We start from the raw sequence: 20,393 nt of genomic DNA, 5'->3' as shown, positions 1-20,393 counted from the left end.
ACCACAAACCCGCTTCGGCGGGTTTTTTCATTTCCACCACCTGAAAGGCATTCATGGCCATCGAAACGACCGCCGCCGGCGGAGCACTGATTAAAATTTTTGGCATCCCGGTCCTGGCCGGTGCTGCCGCAACCTCACTAGGATTCATGTTCATGTGGCCAAAAACTGCCAAGGAAGCGGGCGTGCGCTTCTTCGTCACCATTCTGTTTTCTGCCCTGATGGGCCCGGCCTTGGTCGTGGTCGTGCGCAACTGGATGCCGGGCCTGTTCGACAGCGCGCGCGCCGTGGCCGTGCTGTACGGCAGCGACCCGGCGCTGGGCTTCTTGTTCATCGCTGCGCCGCTGATGGTGGCCGCCGGCTTGCCCGCCTGGTGGGTGCTGGGCGCCACGGTGCGCTGGTTCGACAAGCGCCGCGACAAGGACATCGGCGAGCTGGCGCGCGATGCGGCCGCCGTCGTCAAGGATGTGCGGGGTGGCCTGTGAACCTGACCAAGAATTTTACCCTGCAGGAACTGACCGCCTCCGACTGGGCCGCGCGTCACGGCGTCGACAACACGCCGCCGGCCGTCGTGCTGGCCGAACTGCAGCGTACGGCCGAGCTGCTGCAGCGCATCCGCAATTACTTGACGGCCAGCACCTGCATCGATACGCCGCTGACCAATATCAGCGGCTACCGCTCAATTCCAGTGAATCGGGGCATCGGCAGCAGCGATGGCAGCGATCACGTGCGCGGTTGTGCTGCTGATTTCAAGGCCTTGCGCATGACGCCGTACCAGGTATGCCAGGCGCTGCTGCCGAAATTGGACGAGTTCGGCATCGGCCAGATTATCAATGAGCTGACCTGGGTGCACGTCAGCACGAAGATGGTGGCCAAGCCGATCAACCGCATTATCACCATCGACCGCCACGGCACGCGCGCTGGTATCTTGCAGGTGCGGCCGTGAGCGCCCTGGGCGCGTTGGCGGCCGGCGCCGTCAGCGGGATCTGGAAGGCGGCCGCCATCGTACTGGCCGCCGTTCTGATTGTGGTGGCCAGCTCAACTGGCACTGGCTGGTGGCTGGCCGCCGGCGACCGTGACGTCGCGCGCGCTGCGCTGGTGCTGGAACAAGGCGTTAGCGCGCAGCTGCGCAGCTCGATCAGCGAGCAAAACCGCGCCATCGATGGCATGGCCAAGGCAACCCTGGCGGCGCAGGAGCGCGGTGCGGCGGCGCAGGCGGCCGCCGCTGCCAAGGGCAAGAAGTATGACGCTGCCCTGGCGCAGATCACGGGCGCGCGCGCCAATACCTGCGACGAAGCTATGCCGGCCGTCAGGCTGCTGCTGGAGGGCGTGCGATGAAATGGATGCTTGCATTGGTGCTGGCCGGCTGCGGCAGCGCACCGCTGGCGCCGCAGCGGATCGAAGTTCCCGTCTTTACACCATGTGTAAAGTCGATGCCGCATCGGCCGGCCTACGAGTTTGACCAGCTGGCACCGGCGGCGCCCGATGGCGAGATCGTCCTGGCGCTGGCGCGGGACTGGCCGCGCGGCCGGAAGTATGAAGTGGAACTGGAGGCAGTAATTGCGGGGTGCATTCTGCCAGATGAAAAAGCAGAGCGCTGATTGTCGCTGCGCTAACAGCAGCAATCAGCCGGTGGAGCCTGGTGAGTAGGCTTGGATTGCCTCATGGGAGGAATTCGACTCTACCATTAGGAGGTACACATTTTGGCATTACCCATCATCCCCTGGATCGGCGGCAAACGACGCCTGGCCGACCGCATCATCCCGCAATTTCCACCCCACACTTGCTACGTCGAGGTTTTCGCCGGCGGCGCCGCGCTGTACTTCATGCGGCCGCCGGCCGAAGTCGAGGTGCTGAACGACGTGAACGGCGAATTGATCAACCTGTACCGCGTCGTCAAGAATCACCTGGAAGAATTCGTGCGCCAGTTCAAATGGGCGCTGTCGAGCCGTGAGGTGTTCAAGTGGCTGCAGGACACGCCGCCGCATACCCTGACGGACCTGCAGCGCGCGGCGCGCTTCTTCTACCTGCAGCAGCATGCCTTCGGCGGCAAGGTCGACGGGCAGAACTGGGGCACGGCCACCACCGCTCCGCCGCTTAACCTGCTGCGCATCGAGGAGAACTTGTCGGCAGCGCACCTGCGCTTGTCCGGCGCCTACATCGAGAACCTGGACTGGTACAAGTGCATGGAGCGCTACGACCGGCCGCACACGCTGTTTTACCTGGACCCGCCGTATTGGGAAACGGCCGGCTATGGCGTAGAGTTTGAATTCGCTCAGTACGAGAAGATGGCCGAGCTGATGGCCAGGCTGAAGGGCAAGGCCATCTTGAGCCTAAATGATCACCCGGACATCCGCCGCGTCTTTGCGCGTTTCCAGATGGACACGACTGGTATTCAGTACAACGTGGGCGGAGGTGGCAGGGCGGTGGAGCGGAAGGAGTTGATTATTTATAGCTGGGATAAGGCTGCCGAGCCTGCCGGTCTTTTTTGAATTTCCGTGACTGTAGCCAGTTGCCAATGACGACGAGATCGTTCTGGCGCTGGCGCGAGACTGTCCACGCGGCGTGAAGAATGTGGCGGAACTGGATAGTTAATTAACTTTATGGAAATCTTTAACCGTATGAATCAAATGCTATGCGCCACACTCGACTGAAAAAACGAGTAAATCATCAGTTCCCTTGTATCATAGACACAGCTGCGTGACCGCAGCACGCTGCCTCCCAGGGGCATTAATATAGAAATCTTGTTATAAAAAGGGGGAGGCGTGAGAAAGAATACCTTGCTGGCTTTGCAGGAGTCTATTTCCGGTGGTGGCAGAATAAAAAAAGCCGTTGCGCATAATTGTCAAAGCAGAGAAAGGAATGAAATTAGACTGAACTTGGTATATTTATCATATTATTTTCACATTCAGGAAATTTTAATACAGTACTATGTGAAAGATGCTGAATATCCGGACATTCAAATGAGTTTCACTGATTTTATTGATTTTACAGGGTGTTGAATGGCTTTATTGCACAAGTCAACTGAGAGCGTAATAGTCCTTATCCCAGACGGAGTGATGCCAGCGTGCAAGAGCAAAGCGGCATCAGGACGGGCGGCTGCAGCTCAGTCAACTCTTGCACGCCGCTTTTTGAACCAGCGATGGAGCGCCTGGACGCTGACGGACTTAAGGCCTCGGGAGGGACTCTCACCAGGCATCTAACCGCAGCTCCTTCTCTGGAGAAGTAAGCTATTACCTGTAAAAATCCCTGCTTGGCGATTGATGAACAGGATTTTTAATTATGGCACGTTTATTTGAAGTGGTAAGGCGTAGGTAACCTTACCCATATCTGAATCGCTTGGGCTGCAGGGTATTTTCGGCTACGGCGGCCTCGTAATTGATTTAGTTCGTAATCCGATCTGTATCCTTGTCCTTGTCATCAAGCTGGCGCGGCGCACGACCGCGGTGCAGGCCGAGAAGAGAAATAATGACGATGGAAAACGTTTTGGTTGACCTGGCGAACTTCGCATATTTACCTGTGGGAGTCGGCAATTCACTCTTTTGCGTTGAAGAGAACTGGAAGCAGAGCAAAGGGCAGGGCGACGACTATTCCTATGAGGAACGCACGCCTGATGGCGATGCCGTAACGAAATATCATGTGTGGTATCCTATTAGCCCCTATTCTCCATTCGGGACTAGTGCCCGATGGAAAAAGTTCAACCCTCACGGCGAGATTATCGCCAGCGGCAAAAAGAGTTAGGTGCGCAAAGACTAAGCAACAGGCCGTGGCTTTAAGCAGCCAATAGCAGACCTGTAAAATCCAACAAGCAAAGGCTAACATGACTGGTATAACGACGGAGAGCATCATCGAATTAGAGGTGGCAATTGGCTCGCGGCTACCGGATGACGTTCGCTCAATGTACGGCTTGTCCAATGGATATAAAGGCCCGACAGATTGCCAACTCTTGTATCGAGCAGATGCCGACAGTGGAATTGTGAGTATGAATCGACTGAAAGAAGAAGCTTGGTTTCCTAAGCAATTTCCCTCGCTTGTCCTTGTTGGCGATAATGGATGTGGCAGTCTGATAGGTTTTGACTGGGCGACTGGGAAAGCAATCCTCTGGAACCCTGCCGATGGCGACATGATACAGGAATCGAGAGATTCAGTTACCGAAATCTGGGATTACGTCATTAACTTGTATGAGACGATCTCTCGACAAGATTAGTTGAAGACTTCCGGCAAAAAGCGGCACTTTTTATGAACTGGCCTCATTCATGATGTCAAGGCGTTTTTTTGTTGGGGCACGCTAACTTCACTTAATTGTTTGATATTTAGATAAAAAATTCTCGTTGTGATGTTTGAAAACAATACCTTTTTTGAATAATTTATGCAAAATAGAGCATCCACTTACGTTAGCGTCACGGAACAGAGCCCACCTAAGAAACAAAAGAAAATTGACCTCCTTTCGGCGATGTTCCGCTTGGTTAAGAGCGCTTAACAAAACCAATTTCAGCGAAACAAACGGCCACGATGCTGGTCAAATTCACCTAACATCGTTTTCGGGAGCCAATCACATGATTAGCATCAAACACTCATCAAGCCGAAATGGAACAGAATTCCATTGAGTCGTGCATGTCATCGCCTCTCCCTCACTGCCTACCTTTTTCATAACAAGCAAGAAAAAGTAGTTCATAATCCAGGATGTGGAATGATGCAACTGAATCAAACAAGCACAAGAAAATTTATGCAATGTGGTGATAAAATTGGCAATCTCAAAAAAACGCAAGCGAAAGATTGTAGTTAACAAACAAGAATTTTATTGGTATATTGGAAAAGACCCGCATGATAAAAATTTTGCAAAAGCGTTACATATTGTTTCGCCAGCCAAAGATTTTCTTGTGATATACCGACTTGATTTTATTACAGAAGGCAGTGTATTTCCAAAGTTGGAAGTAATTAGAAGTTGTTATATCAAGACTGGTTTTTACAATTTAAATGAATATACTCATGAGCAAGAAGTGACACCTAAATTTGTTGGTGAGATAATATTATTCTGCCTCTCTAACCGTTGAAGAATTTTTGCATTTTTGAATTGGCTAGAGCGCACCATAATTCAAAGAAGTTAATTTTTGACGGTGCGCGCCGCAGCGCGCCTGCTGGGTGCTGGCCCCAATCCACCCAAGTTAAGGCGCAAGCCCGCGCAATTGCTTGCAAATCAATGAAATAGTGCTTGACGTGGCACTGGCTTTGCGCGGCCGCCGCCTTGCTGACCTCTCTTTTTTCGACAGTGGCAAGGCGGCGGCCAATGAAGGTCTTTTGATCTTCATTGGCCTTTCATGTCGCTCGCTTCCTTGCTGTCCGATTTCTCCGATCATCTTCAATCCGACCAGTTCCGTCTTACCGCCCGCCATCCTGATCATCCGACAGCGTTTCAACGGCGCCGCAAACTGCCGCTACCTTCGTTTGTGGCGCTCATGCTCACCGGCATGCGCAAGAGCGTGCAAACCGAACTTGATGAATTCTTTGGCCATCTGCAACAGCAGGCGCAACTGACGCACCAGGTAAGTGCCCAGGCTTTCGCTCAGGCACGCTCGAAACTTGCTACCACGGCCATGCCAGAGCTTACGACTGGCTCATTGCTCAAGCACAGCAGCATGGCTACCTGCCGCGCTGGCACGGTTTCAGGCTGGTCGCCGCTGACGCCTCGACCGTTCGCTTTAGCTTGCGCGCCAGCCATGTCAAACGTGCCGCCGTAGCCGATCAGCTGGTGTTTTGCTTGTTTCTGCCCGGTGCCGAATTGATGCTCTCGGCCTCGCTATACAGCACCGACGTCGGTGAACGCCAGATGCTGTTCGAACAGCTCGACCGGCTTGGCAAGGATGATCTGCTGTTGCTCGACCGAGGCTACCCATGCTATTGGATGCCTGCCGTATTGAACCAGCGCCGCATTGCCTTCTGCATGCGTGTTGAGCAAGCGCGCGGTGGCGGCTTTCCCTGCGTTAATCAGTTTCTGAAGTCGGGGCTGCAGGAGCAGATCGTCATGCTGCGGGCGCCGGATCGACGCGATGCGCTTGACTATGAATGTCCCATTGCGCCGCAGACCGTGCGCCTGATACGCCATGTTGCCTCGACCGGCAAGGTGCGTGTTCTGATGACCAATTCACTGGACGTTGAACAATTCCCTGCCGCATTGTTCGGAGACCTCTACCACCAACGCTGGCGCATTGAGGAAGCCTTCAAGCGCCTCAAACACCGCCTCCATCTGGAGCACGTGACGGGACTGTCACAGCAGGCACTGATGCAGGATCTGGCTGCCAAGGTACTATGCGATAACCTGCAGGCGTTGGCGAGCTGTGCCGCCGGCCAGCAACATGCATTGCCGACGGACAGACGCATCAACCGCGCCTATGTCCATTCGGTACTCAAGCCGCTCTTGCCATCGTTGCTGCTTGGGCTGGCGGCAGCCCACTTGCTTGCCGACGCGCTGGCTCTGATCGGCAAGCGAACGTTTCTACATTGCCCAGGACAATCAAGGTCACGGCAAACCAACGCCTACAAGCCCCATAAATACATGGCCTACAAGGCTGCTTGATGGCAGCCTGTTGCTTAACTTGGGTGGATTGGGGTGGACCCCCTCGCATTGACGACCGCGCCGGCTTGGCCGGCATCCTGTTCGTCCTCAAGGTCGGTTTGTTCTGGGATTATCTATCCCGTGAACTAGGTTGTGGCAGCAGCATGAGTTGCTGGCGACGTCTGCATGGCTGGCAACAGGCCGGTGTGTGGCAACGCATCCATGAAGCCATGCTGCACCACTTGCGAGAGTGCGGTCAGATTCAATGTGAACGCGCCAGTATCGACTCGGGCAGCGTGCCATCCCCCCCCTCGGCGGACAGCATACCGGCCTCAATCCCACCGACCGCGGCAAGCTCGGCTGTAAGCAGCATCTGCTCGTCGATCAGCGCGGACTGCCTCAGATGGCGAGCATATCGGGGGCGCAGGTACATGACTCACGCATGTTGAGGAGGGCGCCCAGCACATGCCTCATTGCGATCCTTCCTTTATGGGTTATGCTTACAGAGGGCAGAGCCTTCTATTATGTTGGGTGCTTACCGGCCGTGTATTGTGCAGCCTCAGAAACAGGCGAAGAAGCCGTCAAAACAGGGGCGAAATTTGGGCGAAAACGTGGACGTTTCCAGACTTTCCCAGACATTCAGAGAGAAGTAAAAATGGCATTCCCGCTATGTCTACAGAGGTTTGCGAATGTTTAAGACAAGAGTCAAGAATTTCTGTATAATCTGCTTTTGCGCCAATAGGAAATGCTATGCGTCTACTTCAAAAAGCACTCACATTCGATGACGTGCTGCTCGTCCCAGCCTACTCCAACGTTCTGCCCGCCGATACGTCCCTCAAAACTCGCCTGACCCGCAATATCACCCTGAATATTCCCTTGCTGTCCGCAGCCATGGATACGGTGACGGAAGCCCGTCTGGCGATCGCGATGGCCCAGGAAGGCGGCATCGGTATCATCCACAAGAATTTGAATCCGAAGGACCAGGCACGTGAAGTGGCCCGTGTAAAACGTTTCGAAGCTGGCGTGCTGCGCGATCCGATCACGATTCCGCCGGACATGAAAATCCGCGACGTGATCGCGCTGACGGAACAATACGGCATCAGCGGTTTCCCTGTCGTCAAGGGCAAGGAAGTGGTCGGTATCATTACCAACCGCGATTTGCGTTTTGAAAAGGAACTCGACGCGGAAGCCTCCGCCAAGATGACCCCGCGCGAAAAACTCGTCGTCGTCAATGAAGATGCTGACACGGCCGAAGCCAAGCGCCTGATGAACAAGCACCGCCTCGAGCGCGTGCTGGTGGTCAATGACGCGTTTGAGCTGCGCGGCCTGATCACCGTCAAGGATATCCAGAAGTCGACTTCCCACCCGTTCGCGTCGAAAGACAGCCAGGGCAAGTTGCTGGTCGGCGCTGCCGTCGGCGTCGGTGCCAAGGATGAAGAGCGCATCGACCTGCTGGTCGCCGCTGGCGTCGACGTGCTGGTGGTCGACACGGCCCACGGCCACTCGCAAGGCATCCTGGACCGCGTACGCTGGATCAAGACCAAGTATCCGCAAGTGGAAGTGATTGGTGGCAACATCGCTACCGCCGCCGCCGCCAGGGCGCTGGTGGAATACGGTGCCGATGCGGTCAAGGTCGGCATCGGTCCTGGCTCGATCTGCACCACGCGTATCGTCGCCGGTGTGGGCGTGCCGCAAATCACGGCCATCTCGAACGTCGCCGAAGCACTCGAAGGCACGGGCGTGCCATGTATCGCCGACGGCGGTATCCGCTTCTCGGGCGATATCTCGAAAGCGCTGGCCGCTGGTGCCTCGACCGTGATGATGGGTTCCATGTTTGCCGGTACGGAAGAAGCGCCAGGCGAAGTGATCCTGTACCAGGGCCGCAGCTACAAATCGTACCGCGGCATGGGTTCGCTGGGCGCGATGTCCGATGGTTCCGCAGATCGTTACTTCCAGGACGCCACCATGAAGGCCGACAAGTTCGTGCCTGAAGGTATCGAAGGCCGCGTGGCCTACAAAGGCAGCGTGCTGGCGATCATCTTCCAGTTGGTGGGCGGCGTGCGTCAATCGATGGGTTACTGCGGTTGCGCCACCATCGACGAACTGCGTGAAAAAGCGGAATTCGTGGAAATCACCTCGGCCGGCATGCGCGAGTCGCATGTCCATGATGTGCAAATCACGAAAGAAGCGCCTAACTACCGTTCAGAGTAATTAGCGACAGACCAGACCGGCGCCTAGTGCGCCGGTTTTGTAATGACCTCAGATAAAGTCCCCATCATGCATTCTAAAATCCTCATTCTCGATTTCGGTTCCCAAGTCACCCAGTTGATCGCCCGCCGCGTGCGCGATTCCGGCGTGTTTTCCGAAGTCTTCCCGTATGACGTCAGCGATGAATTCGTGCGCAACTATGGCGCCGCCGGCGTGATCCTGTCGGGCAGCCACAATTCCACGCTGGACGGCGATTCGCCGCGCGCGCCGCAAGCCGTGTTCGAGCTGGGCGTACCCGTGCTGGGCATCTGCTACGGCATGCAAACCATGGCGGCCCAGCTGGGCGGCAAGGTGGAAAACGGCCTGGTACGCGAATTCGGCTACGCCGAAGTGCGCGCCCGCAGCCACACCAAGTTGCTCAACGGTATTGCCGACTTCGTCACCGACGAAGGCCACGGCATGCTGAAAGTGTGGATGAGCCACGGCGACAAAGTGCTGGAAATGCCGCCAGGTTTCAAGCTGATGGGCAACACCCCAAGCTGCCCGATCGCCGCCATGGCCGACGAAGAGCGCCAGTTCTACGGTGTGCAATTCCACCCGGAAGTGACGCACACGGTGCAGGGCAAGGTCATGATCGGCCGCTTCGTGCATGAAATCTGCGGTTGCAAGTCGGACTGGAACATGCCTGACTACATCAGCGAAGCGGTGGAAAAAATCCGCGCGCAAGTCGGTACCGACGACGTCATCCTGGGCCTGTCCGGCGGCGTCGATTCGTCCGTGGCCGCGGCCCTGATCCACCGCGCCATCGGCGACCAGCTGACTTGCGTCTTCGTCGACCACGGCCTGCTGCGCCTGGATGAAGGCAAGATGGTGATGGACATGTTCGCCAAGAACCTGGGCGTGAAAGTCATCCGCGTCGATGCGGAAGAGCAGTTCATGGGCCACCTGGCCGGCGTCACCGACCCCGAGCAAAAGCGCAAGATCATCGGCCGCGAATTTGTCGAAGTGTTCCAGGTCGAATCGGGCAAGCTGGTCAACGCCAAATGGCTGGCGCAAGGCACGATTTACCCGGACGTCATCGAATCGGCCGGCAAAGGCAAGAAAGGTCAGACCATCAAGAGCCACCACAACGTTGGCGGCTTGCCGGACACCATGAAGCTCAAGTTGCTCGAACCCTTGCGCGAACTGTTCAAGGACGAAGTGCGCAAACTGGGCGTGGCCCTGGGCTTGCCGCATGACATGGTCTACCGCCACCCGTTCCCGGGCCCGGGCCTGGGCGTGCGCATCCTCGGTGAAGTCAAGAAAGACTATGCCGACCTGCTGCGCCGCGCCGACGCCATCTTCATCGAAGAACTGCGCAACACGCCGTACGAGCCGGTAGTGGTTCCTGGCTTCGATCAGGACAGCGTGCCGACCAACTGGTACGAAGCGACCAGCCAGGCATTCGCCGTCTTCCTGCCCGTCAAATCGGTGGGCGTGATGGGCGATGGCCGCACCTATGAATACGTGGTGGCCCTGCGCGCCGTGCAGACGCAGGACTTCATGACGGCCCACTGGGCGCACCTGCCGCACAGCCTGCTGGGCAAGGTATCGAACCGCATCATCAATGAAGTACGCGGCATCAACCGCGTCGTCTACGATATCTCGGGCAAACCGCCGGCGACCATCGAGTGGGAGTGAGGTTGCATTCTAACTCATTGATTCTATTGGGTTAAATTGATGCCATTGATGAGCTTTACTGCATCGTCAATGGCATTTTTCATGGCATGGGACCTGCACGAGCAGGAAGGATTTAGCGATTCCATGCCATGGTCTGCAGTTACGACATGGTATCTAAACCTTAGATTTTGTTTTGCCCGCGCTTGAGCTGAGCACTAATTCCTCTGTGCTAAGCACGTAATCCGAATTATTAGCGAGGCGTTGAACCGCCAGGTCAATGAATGCCCGGGCGCGTGCTGGCTGCGAGGTCTTGCTGCCAAAATAGACGAAATAGCTAGCGAAGTCAGGCATGTGATCGAGTAGGATTGGAATCAGTTGTCCTGTGCGGATGTATGGTGCCGCCGTGACTCCCGCGAGTTGCCCAAGTGCCTTGCCCGCAAGTACAGCCTGGAGTTCGAACAACTCGTCGTTGCTGCAGATCGCCGGTACGACCGGCTGATCTACTGTCTGCTCACCGAGCTTTACATGCCACGGTACGACTTTACCGGTCCCCGGATGCCGGAACGCGCTGCAGCGATGCTGTGCCAGCGCAGCCAGCGTTTGTGGCGCCCCGTGCTGCGCGAAGTAGCTTGGCGCGCCACAAATGACCATCTGCAGCGGAAACAGCCGCCGAGCGATAACGCCTTCATGGGGCGATGCCCCCAAGCGGAACCCAACATCGACGCGGTCTTCTACCCAGTTGCCCACACGATCTTCGAGCAGGACATCCGGCTGAATGCCCGGATGAATTTCACAGAATTCCTCAACCAGCCGCCAGAGAAGCGGCTGGAACGTGGTCCGAGGCCCCGCAATTCGCAAAGGACCGGCGAACTCGTCCTTTGCCGTGCGGGCGTTCAACAGTGCACGCTGCATACTGAGTACGGCCGGCTGCACATCTTCAAGCAATCGCTGCCCAGCATCGGTCAAGGACATTACACGCGTGGTGCGGTGGAATAGCCGGGCGTCCAGGTGAGACTCCAGTTGAGCGAGTGCCTTGCTTGCTGCCTGCGGGCTGATTCCGAGGTCCTGCGCCGCCTTGCGCAGGCTGCCCAATTCTGCTGCCTTGATGAAGGTCGTGATGGACCGCAGTTCATTGATAGCCATAGGTAGTGCCTCCTTTGATGATTATCATCAATTTGATGCGGATAAATCAACCAATTTGTCACTATTCAGATGTCAGTACTTTGTCTAAAGTGAATCCCGACAAACATCGAAAGGATCGGCCCATGAACTACGTCACCCTGAACAACAAAATTCAAATGCCTGTCGTTGGTTACGGCGTTTTCCAGATTGCAGACGCCAATGAATGTCAGCGGAGCGTCGTCGACGCCATAGAAACGGGCTACAGGCTCATCGACACCGCTGCCTCCTATATGAATGAAGAGGCGGTCGGTAAGGGACTTCGTGCAAGCGGCGTTCCGCGCGAAGAGCTCTTCGTAACGAGCAAGCTCTGGGTCCAAGAGACGGGCTACGAACGCACGCAGCAGGCCATCGAGAAGTCGCTGCGTCGCTTGCAGCTCGACTATCTGGACCTCTATCTGATTCATCAACCCTTTGGCGACGTGCATGGTTCTTGGCGTGCGATGGAAGACGCCTACCGTGCCGGGAAGGTTCGCGCAATCGGCGTCAGCAATTTCCACCCGGACCGCTTGATGGACATCGTGGCGTTCAATGAGATTGCGCCCGCAGTCAACCAGGTCGAGGTCAACCCTTTCCAGCAGCAGCTGGAGAGTGCCGCTTTCATGAAGGGGATTGGCGTACAGGCCGAAGCCTGGGCGCCGTTCGCGGAAGGACGCAATGGCCTGTTCCAGAACGAAGCATTGCTGGCCATCGCCTCGCATCACGGTAAAACGGTTGGCCAGGTGGTGCTGCGATGGCTGATGCAGCGTGGCATAGTGTCGTTGGCGAAGTCGGTGCGCAAGGAGCGCATGGCCGAGAACATCGCGATCTTTGACTTCGCGTTGGAGCAGACCGATATGGACCGCATCCAGGCGCTCGACACCAACACGAGCAGCTTCTTTTCGCACCGTGATCCGGCCATTGTCAAGTGGATGTCCGAGCGCAAGCTCGACATCTGAGCGCTGGCCATGAGTAACGCTATGCCCGATTCACAGGCGCAAAACGCCAACACAGTGTTGGCAATCATCGTAGCCAGCTATCTGATGATTGTGGTGGACATTTCCATCGTCATCACTGGCCTGCCGCGCATTCAGGCCAGCCTCGGTTTTAGTGCCGCTCAACTCTCATGGGTAACCAATGCTTATACGCTGACGTTTGGTGGGTTGCTATTGCTTGGCGCGCGTGCCGGCGATATCCTGGGGCGGCGTCGCATGTTCATTGCGGGCCTATCCTTGTTTACGATGGCGTCGATGGCGATTGGTATAGCGCAGTCGGCTGTCTGGCTGCTCACAGCCCGCGCAATCCAGGGCGTTGGGGCCGCGGTGCTGGCACCGTCCACGCTGGCTTTGTTGTCTACCCACTTTGCTGAAGGACCCGAGCGCAATCGTGCACTGTCGATGTACGCTGCAGCGGCAGGCGTCGGAGCAACGCTGGGCCTGGTACTGGGAGGCCTGTTTGCCGATCTGGTTTCGTGGCGCGCCGGCTTCTTCATCAATCTCCCCATCGGCCTGTCGCTGATCGTTGTCGCCAGACGGCACATCGTCGAGACGCCAAAGCGCCCTGGCCGCTTCGACGTGGGCGGTGCAATTTGCTCGACCTTGGGGATGGCGGCACTGGTTTATGGACTCGTGCGTGCCGCCGAGGCTGGTTGGCATGACACCTTGGCGCAGTCGGCGCTCTTAAGTGGCGTCGTCTTGACGGCAGTATTTGTCCTGATCGAGCGCCGCATCAGTCAGCCCATCCTGCCGTTGCGCTTGCTGGCAAGCCGCGAACGTGCGGGTGCCTATCTGGCGCGCATGCTTTTCCTCGGCGGCGCCGTGGGCTTCTGGTTCTTCTCCACGCAGTTCCTGCAGGGTGTGCTGCATATGCGGCCCTTGCAGGCGGGCCTCGCCTTTCTGCCGGTAACGCTGCCCAACTTCGCCTCGGCGATGGCCGTACCCAGGCTAGCGCGGCGCGTTGGCAACGGCTCACTCATCCTGGCAGGCTTGTCGCTGGGCGTTGCCGGATTGCTCTGGTTAGGGCAGGCCGATGCCGGAGCGAGCTATTGGACGAGTGTTGTGCCGCCGATGCTATTAATCGGACTGGGCCAAGGTTTGCTACTGGGCCCCTTGACTGCCGCCGGAGTGGCTGGTGTCACTCGCGACGACGCCGGGGCTGCATCGGGCTTGGTTAACGTTGCCCATCAGCTTGGCGGGGCATTGGGACTCGGCTTGCTGGTACTGGTCTTTGCCGGCGCAGCACCTACCGGCGCTCATGACAGCCAGGCGCTGGCCCATCGGATTTCAGCGGTCATGGACGCCGCCGGCCTGCTGCTTGCCCTGGCGCTGATTGTGTCGTGGATTTTTATCGTACTACCGCGTCACAAAGTGAAACCAAAGCAACTGGAGGCAATATCGTGAAATCGATGATCTGTATGGCGCTGGGTGGTGTAGCGGCCATCACAAGTGCGCAGGGCTCGCAGCCGCAAGTCGTTCCGCAAACTGTTGCAGTACGATCAGCTGCGACCCTGCCAGCAACTACCGGATCGGCAGCAGCCTTTACTGGCGCTGTCCGAATAAGCACGCCGTTCCAGGCGCTTCCACCTGGGCGTGCTGGTGGCGCCACAGTGACCTTCGAGGCGCAGGCTCGCACGGCGTGGCACACCCATCCACTTGGCCAGACATTGATTGTTATGGCCGGCCTCGGCCTGGTGCAACAGGAAGGACAGTCCGCACAAGTGATCCGTCCCGGCGATGTAGTCACCATACCCCCCAACGTGCGCCACTGGCATGGCGCTGGTCCCTCAGGCCCGATGACGCACGTCGCCATCGCCGAAAAGGTAGACGGCAACGCGGTGACCTGGAACGACAAGGTCACCGACCAGGAATATCAGGCTGCCCTGGCCGGAACAGGTCTTGCGCTGGCTGTTCCATCTGCGGCGCCTATCAGTGGCGTTGACCGGAGTGCCAAGTCCGATACCCTGTCGGCCCGGCAGTTGACCATTCCGCTGATGGCGTCCTTCATGGCCAGCAGCGATCTGCCAAAACTAAATGCCGCCTTGAACCAAGGGCTCGATAGTGGCATGAGCGTGAGCGAGGCGAAGGAAATTCTAGTGCAGCTCTATGCCTACACCGGCTTTCCGAGAAGCTTGAACGCACTGGGGGAACTCCTGAAAGTTGTCGAAGCACGCAAACAACTTGGCGTGCATGACGCGCCAGGCCGCGAACCGAGTAGGGCCGTCGCGGCGGGAAGTGAGCTGGTGGCAATTGGCAAGGCGAATCAGACGGTGATCTCCGGCGGTCCGGTACAGGGCCCCGTGTTCGACTTCGCACCCGTCATCAACCAGTTCCTTCAGTCCCATTTGTTCGGTGACATTTTCGAGCGCGATAACCTTGACTGGCAAAGCCGCGAACTGGCGACGCTTGGAGCACTGGCCACCATGCCTGGGGTTGAGGCGCAGTTGCGCTCACACGTACGAGCCAGCATGCGAGTGGGCTTGAGTGCCGCGCAGTTGCGGCAAATGGCACAAAGCTTTTCCAGTCATGGCATCGAAGACGCCGCCAGTCGCGTGAACGATGCGCTCACGCAGGTCCTCGCCGCAACGTCGAAAGGTTGAGCATGAAAATCAAACGATCCTTATTGTCCTCCACTGCCATCGCCATGTCGATTCTGACGACCGGCTGCGCAGCCATTTCCGACGCCCCCCGCCACACTTTCGGGCCCTTGCTAATCCAGACCCAAGGAAGCTTCACAGCAGGCGGCACCGAACTCAAAAATGGAGGCAATTACGACAACAATAAGCCGGCGGCGGCGGGGCAGAGCTTCCACGGAGATCATCTGTACGCCTTCTATCAGATACCACAAAGCGCCAGGCCTTTGCCCATTGTTATGTTGCACGGCGCATTCCAGTCGGCGCGTAGCTGGGAGAGCACTTCGGATGGACGAGAAGGGTTCCAGACCTTGTTCTTACGCCGTGGCTTTCCTGTCTACCTTGTGGACCAGCCACGCCGTGGACGGGCTGGTAACAGCACCGTTGCAACTTCGGTTGATCCGACGCCCAACGACCAGCTTTTCTTCGACCAGTTTCGCATCGGTAAGTGGCCAAACTACTTCGACAACGTGCAGTTTGACCGTAAGCCAGAGACGCTCGACCAATTCTTCCGGTCGGTTACGCCCAACACCGGCCCCTATGACGCGGGGGTGATCTCGGATGCCATGTCGGCACTGCTGACGAAGATTGGTCCCGCGATCCTGTTCACCCATTCGCAGGGCGGCGGCCCAGGTTGGCTAACGGCGATCAAGAACGCCAACGTCAAAGCGATTGTTGCCTTCGAGCCGGGCAGCGGCTTCATCTTCCCGCAAGGAGAATTGCCGCCGGCAATGCCAAGTGCTGCCGGGACGTTGTCGCCTGAGGCGGTGTCGCCGTCTGATTTCCAGAAGCTCACTCGCATACCGATCATCATCTACTACGGCGACAACTTTCCGGACCAGCCAACCACCGAGCGTGGTCAGGATAACTGGCGTGTACGGCTAGCGATGGCTCGGCTCTGGGTTGACGCCATCAATAGACATGGCGGCGATGCACGCCTCGTGCACCTTCCGGAGATCGGAGTTCACGGCAATACGCATTTTCTGATGTCTGACCTGAACAACGTTGAAATAGCCGATCAGGTCTCGCGCTTCCTTGCGGAGAAAAAGCTGGATTGACCTGGTGCGAAGGCCTGCCACTGCGCGGGCTTTGAAATACGAATCATAAAATGGAGTTCCTAATGAAGGACGCAGTAATTGACATCAAAAGGCGCGAATTTCTCAGCGCATCCGCTATTTCCCTCTCATTGGCAAGCACAGGAGTCTTTTCCATGACCACATCTACACCCGTTGTCGCGGCCAACTACAAGGAGAACCCCTTCACGCTAGTGTATGGCGGTGCGATCACAAAGAATGAGCCTGGCAACGTCAATATCCATCCCGCGCACTACGATCTCAACGGCCTGAATATTGTCGCCAATGTCTACACTCCGGCAAACTACAATCTCCAAAAACAGTATGCCGCAATCGTCGTGGCACATCCGAATGGCGGCGTCAAAGAACAGGTCGCAGGCCTGTACGCTCAGCATCTTGCTGAACACGGCTACATCGCAATTACGGCCGATGCCGCCTATCAAGGCGGCAGCGGCGGCCAGCCTCGCAGCGTAGACATGCCTGTTCACCGAACTGAGGATATACATGGCATGGCGGATTTCATTACCCACTTTCCCGGCGCCGATGCCGCACGCCTGGGCTTATTTGGCATTTGTGGTGGTGGTGGCTATTCGCTCGCGGCCGCAAAGACCGACAAGCGTTTCAAATCCGTTGCAACGCTCAGCATGTTCAACTCCGGACGGGTTCGTCGCAACGGATTTGCCGATTCGCAGCTCGCGACCATTCAGCAGCGTTTGCAGCAGGCTTCCAATGCGCGAATCCAAGAGAAGAGCGGCGGCAGTATTCTGTATGCCGGCGACGCGGATATGACGGATGCGCAGATTGCAGCGTTGCCGTTCGAAATGTACCGACAGGGCTACGAATACTACTGGCGAACGCACGCGCATCCTGGTTCAACCTTCAAATACACCATGAGCAGCTTGTTGGATTTGATGCGCTGGGATGCCACCGATCAAATTGAACTGATTGAACAGCCGCTGTTGATGATCGCTGGCAGCAAGGCTGATAGCCTTTATATGACCGAGGAGGCGTTTGCCAAGGCAACGGGAGCAAAGGATAAGGAGCTGTTCATGATTGAAGGGGCTACCCACATCGAGACTTACTGGTTTCCGCAATATGTGGAGGCTGCGCTTGCTAAACTGGTTCCGTTCTACGAAAGAACGCTGTAGCCTGGTTAGCTCGATTTTTGAGAAATTTTTAACATGGTATTTTTCATGGTACTTGGCTATGCAGGGCATGCAAGTCATTGTTTCTGAAACATATTAGGCTTCCATTGATAATCGAGTGGGAGTGATGATTTTTCTTTAACTGATTGATTTTAAAGTGAAATCATATGGCTGTTGATAATTCAAAAAGAATTATCAATGGCCATTTTTTTGACGTGTGTTCGGTTGATCAGTCGCGCCAGGGAAATGCTTGCATTGACGTCTGCACCGCGATCCCGGGTCGATGGCGCCATCGAGTCATTTGATGGATTTTTGACTTCGCAGGTCGGCGTATTTATCACGCTCCGCGTATCTTTCCCCGTGAGCTGCACCATCCCATCTACCGCGACTTTTCAGCAAGGTAGTGATCCGGCTATTTCTCGCTCTTGCTCGCGGATTCGGCGCAAACCAAGGCTTTTTTGTGCATGGCTTCGAGGCCTTGATGGGCGAGGTTCAGCAACTCTATTTCTACGGTGCTGCCATTTTGCAGGGACAGGCGCTTCACGGCGGAGGCAAGCACGGGGGGAAGTTCCAGAAAATTCAGGATTGACGCCCCCCCGGCCGGCACTGGAGGGTCGATTTGCATCCCTCGGGCGATGGGCAATGTCCCATGCACAAGCCAGGCGGTGCTGACGCCAAGGGCTGCGGCAATCTTCTCTGCCGCATCCATAGGAAGTTTGGCTTTGCCTGATTCATAGCGATACAGTTGCGTGGGATTGATGCCCGCCAGTTCGGCAAGCAGCACTTGGGAGATACGAAGATTCTCGCGGCAGCTTTTGAGGCGCTCAGAAACATGGGTGTTGCCAGACATACATAGTGCCTTTCAATATACAACGTTCTTGGATGAACGGCTGTGACGCAGCTGTCTCCACGATGAGGATAGCCAAGCACTGATCCCGCGAGGGTATCAATGAAACAGCTAAGCCCCTGATTCTTCAGTTTTTTTACCTGGCGGCAGTCGCAAAACTGCCGGCGATATCTGCATCGACTACTCTGTCGTCTGCCCCAGGCCGACCAGGCGGGCCAGCGTCTCCTGTGCGTTCATTGACTTGGCCAACGAAACGGCAGTCATGCCGCGGCTGTCCACGGCATCGATGCGCGCGCCGTGCCGCAGCAGCAGTTCGAAGATGGCCAGGCGGTTGAACATGGCGGCCATCATCAACGGTGTCTTGCCGTCCGGGCTGGCGCCTTCCACGCTGGCGCCATGCTGGAGCAGCAGTTCGGCGATCTCCAGGTAGCCCTTGTAGGCCACGCCGGCCAGCGGCGTCTGGCCCTGGTCGTTGGGCACGTTGGCGTCGGCGCCCGCTTCGAGCAGCAGGCGCGACGTTTCCAGGTGGCCGAGGTAGCTGGCCAGCATGATCAGGCTGTCGCCTTTTTCGTTGCGGAAGTTGACGGGTACGCCTTGCGCCAGCATGGCGCCCAGTTGCTGCGTGTCGCCTTCGCGCACCAGGGCAAACAGGCCCTGGATGAATTCCAGCGTTTCGGCATCCATCGTTGCCGGGATTTTTCGTGCATCGGTGTTCATTGTGATCTTTCTGCGCAGGTGGGCCATGCCAGCAGTCTACAATGCGGCCGGCGCCAGCGCCTTTTGCCGCGCGGCCAATGCGGCGCCGATGAAGAGGGCGATGGCCGAGGCGATCAAGCCCCGCTCCAGTCCTGCCGGGCCGTCGGCGATCCAGCCGACCGCGATGGGGCCGACGATCTGGCCCAGGGCGAACACCGTCGTGTAGGCCGTTATGCCCGCCGTCCACGATTGCTGCGGCAGATTATGCCGCACCAGGGCCGTCGTCGAGGCCACCACCGACAGGAACACGGCGCCGAACACCAGGCCGGAGAGGAACACGACGGGCACGTAGCTGGTCAGCGCGGGCAGGATGGTCACCACGCCCAGCACGGCGTTCAGGATCGCCAGTGATTCGCCGCCCTTGTAGCGGTCGAGCATGCGCGCCCAGATGCGCGACGACGCCACCACCGCCAGGCCCAGCAGGGTGTAGAACACGGTGATCAAGGTGGGTGGCATGCCTTGCTGCTTGAGCAGGGCAATGACGAAGGTCATGTAGCCGATATAGCCGACGCCGAACATGAAATAGCCGGCCAGGCTTGGGGCGAAATCACGCCAGGCGAAGCGCCGTGGCGTATCGAGGGCGCGCGGCGCTTCGCCGATGCCTTTCGCCGGCAGGGCCATGATGGCGGTGGCGAGCAGGCAGGCGAGGCCCAGTGCCAGCCAGGGCCATTGCCAGGCATGCGCGGCGCCATGCTCCTGTGCGGCCGCCAGCGCCGCTGGCACCAGCAGGGCCGACAGCGCGATGCCGAAGCCTGTGCCGCCGTAATACAAGCCGATGTAGAAGCCGGCGCGCTGGCTGTGCATGGAACCGAGCCGCGCCGCCAGCACGCCACCGGCGATGAAAATGAAGGCGCTGGCCACGCCCGCGCACACGCGCTGCAGGAACAGGGCGGTCGTGTCGCTGACCAGGCCCGACATCAGCATGAAGATGCTGGCCAGCACGCAGCCGGTCATCAGTAGTCGCCACACGCCCAGGCGGCGCATCAGGGCCGGCGTGGCCAGGGCGCCGAGAAAATAGCCGAGCGCATTGAAGGTGTTCATGGCCCCGGCCAGCAGGTAGGACCAGCCCAGGTCGGCGCGCATGGGCGGCAGCAGCAAGCCGTAGGAAAATCGCGACAGGCCGAGGGCGACGGCGGCGCCCAGCGAGAGCGCCAGCGCCGTGGCCAGCGGATGGGCCGGGGAATGATCGTGTGTCGGCATGGCCTGGTGACCCGTCTATGTGAAAAGCATGGCGTTGGCGCCGGGGTGGAACAGGCCGGCGGGCGAGGTCTGTGAGGGACAGTGGCATAGGGCGCTGACGACACGCTTTTTTACTACTAAGTTAATGAATCTGCACTGGGAAGTCAAGCAGAGCCACACCTGTGCATGG

At 57.6% G+C, this 20,393-nt stretch carries 22 protein-coding genes and 1 pseudogene; 19 read left to right on the top strand and 4 right to left on the bottom strand.

The annotated features are described in order from the left end of the window. The first annotated feature begins 152 nt into the window (after positions 1-152). The 14 genes and pseudogenes from O0882_RS12450 to guaA all read left to right on the top strand — a co-directional run bounded on the left by O0882_RS12450 (position 153) and on the right by guaA (position 10,438). Positions 153-482 carry a hypothetical protein gene (locus O0882_RS12450; protein ID WP_227742029.1) on the top strand — a complete coding sequence of 110 codons (330 nt, stop codon included), beginning with the start codon at positions 153-155 and terminating at the stop codon, positions 480-482. Then, positions 479-943, top strand: a complete 465-nt coding sequence (locus O0882_RS12445; protein ID WP_289948319.1) for a D-Ala-D-Ala carboxypeptidase family metallohydrolase — start codon at positions 479-481, stop codon at positions 941-943. The genes O0882_RS12450 and O0882_RS12445 overlap by 4 nt, the downstream gene beginning before the upstream one ends. Beyond that, complete coding sequence (locus O0882_RS12440) at positions 940-1,335, top strand: hypothetical protein (RefSeq protein WP_289948316.1); 396 nt, start codon at positions 940-942, stop codon at positions 1,333-1,335. The genes O0882_RS12445 and O0882_RS12440 overlap by 4 nt, the downstream gene beginning before the upstream one ends. Beyond that, positions 1,332-1,598 (top strand): hypothetical protein, encoded by a 267-nt coding sequence (locus O0882_RS12435; RefSeq protein ID WP_289948313.1) that lies wholly within the window; start codon positions 1,332-1,334, stop codon positions 1,596-1,598. Before O0882_RS12440 ends, O0882_RS12435 begins: the two co-directional genes overlap by 4 nt. A gap of 102 nt (positions 1,599-1,700) precedes the next feature. Further along, entirely contained in the window at positions 1,701-2,489 is a 789-nt protein-coding gene (locus O0882_RS12430; protein ID WP_289948310.1) for a DNA adenine methylase, read from the top strand. A gap of 273 nt (positions 2,490-2,762) precedes the next feature. Then, positions 2,763-2,999 carry a hypothetical protein gene (locus O0882_RS12425; RefSeq protein WP_289948309.1) on the top strand — a complete coding sequence of 79 codons (237 nt, stop codon included), beginning with the start codon at positions 2,763-2,765 and terminating at the stop codon, positions 2,997-2,999. Between the two features lie 466 nt (positions 3,000-3,465). Beyond that, on the top strand, positions 3,466-3,738 hold the full coding sequence (locus O0882_RS12420) for a hypothetical protein (protein ID WP_289948307.1): 273 nt from the start codon (positions 3,466-3,468) through the stop codon (positions 3,736-3,738). 79 nt (positions 3,739-3,817) lie between these two features. Continuing rightward, positions 3,818-4,204, top strand: a complete 387-nt coding sequence (locus O0882_RS12415) for an SMI1/KNR4 family protein (RefSeq protein ID WP_289948305.1) — start codon at positions 3,818-3,820, stop codon at positions 4,202-4,204. 538 nt (positions 4,205-4,742) lie between these two features. Then, the gene (locus O0882_RS12410; protein WP_289948304.1) at positions 4,743-5,051 is read left to right on the top strand and encodes a hypothetical protein; all 309 of its coding nucleotides are present in this window, start codon (positions 4,743-4,745) and stop codon (positions 5,049-5,051) included. Between the two features lie 264 nt (positions 5,052-5,315). After that, positions 5,316-5,735, top strand: a complete 420-nt coding sequence (locus O0882_RS12405; RefSeq protein WP_289948302.1) for a hypothetical protein — start codon at positions 5,316-5,318, stop codon at positions 5,733-5,735. Next, positions 5,702-6,571 carry a transposase gene (locus tag O0882_RS12400; protein WP_289948300.1) on the top strand — a complete coding sequence of 290 codons (870 nt, stop codon included), beginning with the start codon at positions 5,702-5,704 and terminating at the stop codon, positions 6,569-6,571. The genes O0882_RS12405 and O0882_RS12400 overlap by 34 nt, the downstream gene beginning before the upstream one ends. 32 nt (positions 6,572-6,603) lie before the next feature. Continuing rightward, a pseudogene (locus O0882_RS12395) lies at positions 6,604-6,989 on the top strand (transposase); the annotation flags it as partial. Positions 6,990-7,300: 311 nt separating this feature from the next. Further along, complete coding sequence (gene guaB / locus O0882_RS12390) at positions 7,301-8,761, top strand: IMP dehydrogenase (protein WP_099764098.1); 1,461 nt, start codon at positions 7,301-7,303, stop codon at positions 8,759-8,761. A gap of 66 nt (positions 8,762-8,827) precedes the next feature. Then, entirely contained in the window at positions 8,828-10,438 is a 1,611-nt protein-coding gene (guaA, locus tag O0882_RS12385) for a glutamine-hydrolyzing GMP synthase (protein WP_289948293.1), read from the top strand. 153 nt (positions 10,439-10,591) lie between these two features. Here the strand turns inward: guaA and O0882_RS12380 are convergent, their stop codons facing one another. Then, a complete protein-coding gene (locus O0882_RS12380; RefSeq protein WP_289948291.1) occupies positions 10,592-11,560 on the bottom strand; it encodes a LysR family transcriptional regulator in 969 nt (322 codons plus the stop codon). 122 nt (positions 11,561-11,682) lie between these two features. On the opposite strand from O0882_RS12380, the gene O0882_RS12375 reads away from it, so the two are divergent. The 5 genes from O0882_RS12375 (at position 11,683) to O0882_RS12355 (ending at position 17,424) form a co-directional block, all read left to right on the top strand. Continuing rightward, complete coding sequence (locus O0882_RS12375; protein WP_289948289.1) at positions 11,683-12,534, top strand: aldo/keto reductase; 852 nt, start codon at positions 11,683-11,685, stop codon at positions 12,532-12,534. Between the two features lie 9 nt (positions 12,535-12,543). Beyond that, positions 12,544-13,974, top strand: coding sequence for an MFS transporter (locus tag O0882_RS12370; protein WP_289948288.1), 1,431 nt, complete (start codon positions 12,544-12,546; stop codon positions 13,972-13,974). Then, positions 13,971-15,170 carry a carboxymuconolactone decarboxylase family protein gene (locus O0882_RS12365; protein ID WP_289948285.1) on the top strand — a complete coding sequence of 400 codons (1,200 nt, stop codon included), beginning with the start codon at positions 13,971-13,973 and terminating at the stop codon, positions 15,168-15,170. The genes O0882_RS12370 and O0882_RS12365 overlap by 4 nt, the downstream gene beginning before the upstream one ends. Positions 15,171-15,172: 2 nt before the next feature. Then, positions 15,173-16,261, top strand: coding sequence for an alpha/beta fold hydrolase (locus O0882_RS12360; protein WP_289948284.1), 1,089 nt, complete (start codon positions 15,173-15,175; stop codon positions 16,259-16,261). A 152-nt stretch (positions 16,262-16,413) separates the two neighbouring features. Beyond that, the gene (locus O0882_RS12355) at positions 16,414-17,424 is read left to right on the top strand and encodes an alpha/beta hydrolase (RefSeq protein ID WP_289948486.1); all 1,011 of its coding nucleotides are present in this window, start codon (positions 16,414-16,416) and stop codon (positions 17,422-17,424) included. A 409-nt stretch (positions 17,425-17,833) separates the two neighbouring features. On the opposite strand, the gene O0882_RS12350 is transcribed toward O0882_RS12355, so the two are convergent. From O0882_RS12350 to O0882_RS12340, 3 genes are all read right to left on the bottom strand, one after another. Continuing rightward, a complete protein-coding gene (locus O0882_RS12350; RefSeq protein ID WP_289948281.1) occupies positions 17,834-18,271 on the bottom strand; it encodes a helix-turn-helix transcriptional regulator in 438 nt (145 codons plus the stop codon). Positions 18,272-18,448: 177 nt separating this feature from the next. After that, positions 18,449-18,985 carry an ankyrin repeat domain-containing protein gene (locus tag O0882_RS12345; RefSeq protein WP_289948280.1) on the bottom strand — a complete coding sequence of 179 codons (537 nt, stop codon included), beginning with the start codon at positions 18,983-18,985 and terminating at the stop codon, positions 18,449-18,451. A 36-nt stretch (positions 18,986-19,021) separates the two neighbouring features. Continuing rightward, entirely contained in the window at positions 19,022-20,224 is a 1,203-nt protein-coding gene (locus tag O0882_RS12340) for a YbfB/YjiJ family MFS transporter (RefSeq protein ID WP_289948279.1), read from the bottom strand. Positions 20,225-20,393 lie beyond the last annotated feature (169 nt).

The sequence above is a fragment of the Janthinobacterium sp. SUN073 genome (genome assembly GCF_030397665.1).
Classification (GTDB): Bacteria; Pseudomonadota; Gammaproteobacteria; order Burkholderiales; family Burkholderiaceae_D; genus Janthinobacterium.
The sequence above is the reverse complement of the archived record's forward strand: the minus strand, read 5'-3'. Positions and strand labels throughout refer to the sequence as shown.

Excerpts from the sequence above, each read along its gene's own strand:
- O0882_RS12415 (WP_289948305.1), top strand. The coding sequence starts at position 3,818 with ATGACTGGTATAACGACGGAGAGCATCATCGAATTAGAGGTGGCAATT.
- O0882_RS12360 (WP_289948284.1), top strand. The coding sequence starts at position 15,173 with ATGAAAATCAAACGATCCTTATTGTCCTCCACTGCCATCGCCATGTCG.
- O0882_RS12405 (WP_289948302.1), top strand. The coding sequence starts at position 5,316 with ATGTCGCTCGCTTCCTTGCTGTCCGATTTCTCCGATCATCTTCAATCC.
- O0882_RS12375 (WP_289948289.1), top strand. The coding sequence starts at position 11,683 with ATGAACTACGTCACCCTGAACAACAAAATTCAAATGCCTGTCGTTGGT.
- O0882_RS12435 (WP_289948313.1), top strand. The coding sequence starts at position 1,332 with ATGAAATGGATGCTTGCATTGGTGCTGGCCGGCTGCGGCAGCGCACCG.
- O0882_RS12370 (WP_289948288.1), top strand. The coding sequence starts at position 12,544 with ATGAGTAACGCTATGCCCGATTCACAGGCGCAAAACGCCAACACAGTG.
- O0882_RS12340 (WP_289948279.1), bottom strand. The coding sequence starts at position 20,224 with ATGCCGACACACGATCATTCCCCGGCCCATCCGCTGGCCACGGCGCTG.
- O0882_RS12420 (WP_289948307.1), top strand. The coding sequence starts at position 3,466 with ATGACGATGGAAAACGTTTTGGTTGACCTGGCGAACTTCGCATATTTA.
- guaA (WP_289948293.1), top strand. The coding sequence starts at position 8,828 with ATGCATTCTAAAATCCTCATTCTCGATTTCGGTTCCCAAGTCACCCAG.
- guaB (WP_099764098.1), top strand. The coding sequence starts at position 7,301 with ATGCGTCTACTTCAAAAAGCACTCACATTCGATGACGTGCTGCTCGTC.
- O0882_RS12350 (WP_289948281.1), bottom strand. The coding sequence starts at position 18,271 with ATGTCTGGCAACACCCATGTTTCTGAGCGCCTCAAAAGCTGCCGCGAG.
- O0882_RS12450 (WP_227742029.1), top strand. The coding sequence starts at position 153 with ATGTGGCCAAAAACTGCCAAGGAAGCGGGCGTGCGCTTCTTCGTCACC.
- O0882_RS12345 (WP_289948280.1), bottom strand. The coding sequence starts at position 18,985 with ATGAACACCGATGCACGAAAAATCCCGGCAACGATGGATGCCGAAACG.
- O0882_RS12355 (WP_289948486.1), top strand. The coding sequence starts at position 16,414 with ATGACCACATCTACACCCGTTGTCGCGGCCAACTACAAGGAGAACCCC.
- O0882_RS12380 (WP_289948291.1), bottom strand. The coding sequence starts at position 11,560 with ATGGCTATCAATGAACTGCGGTCCATCACGACCTTCATCAAGGCAGCA.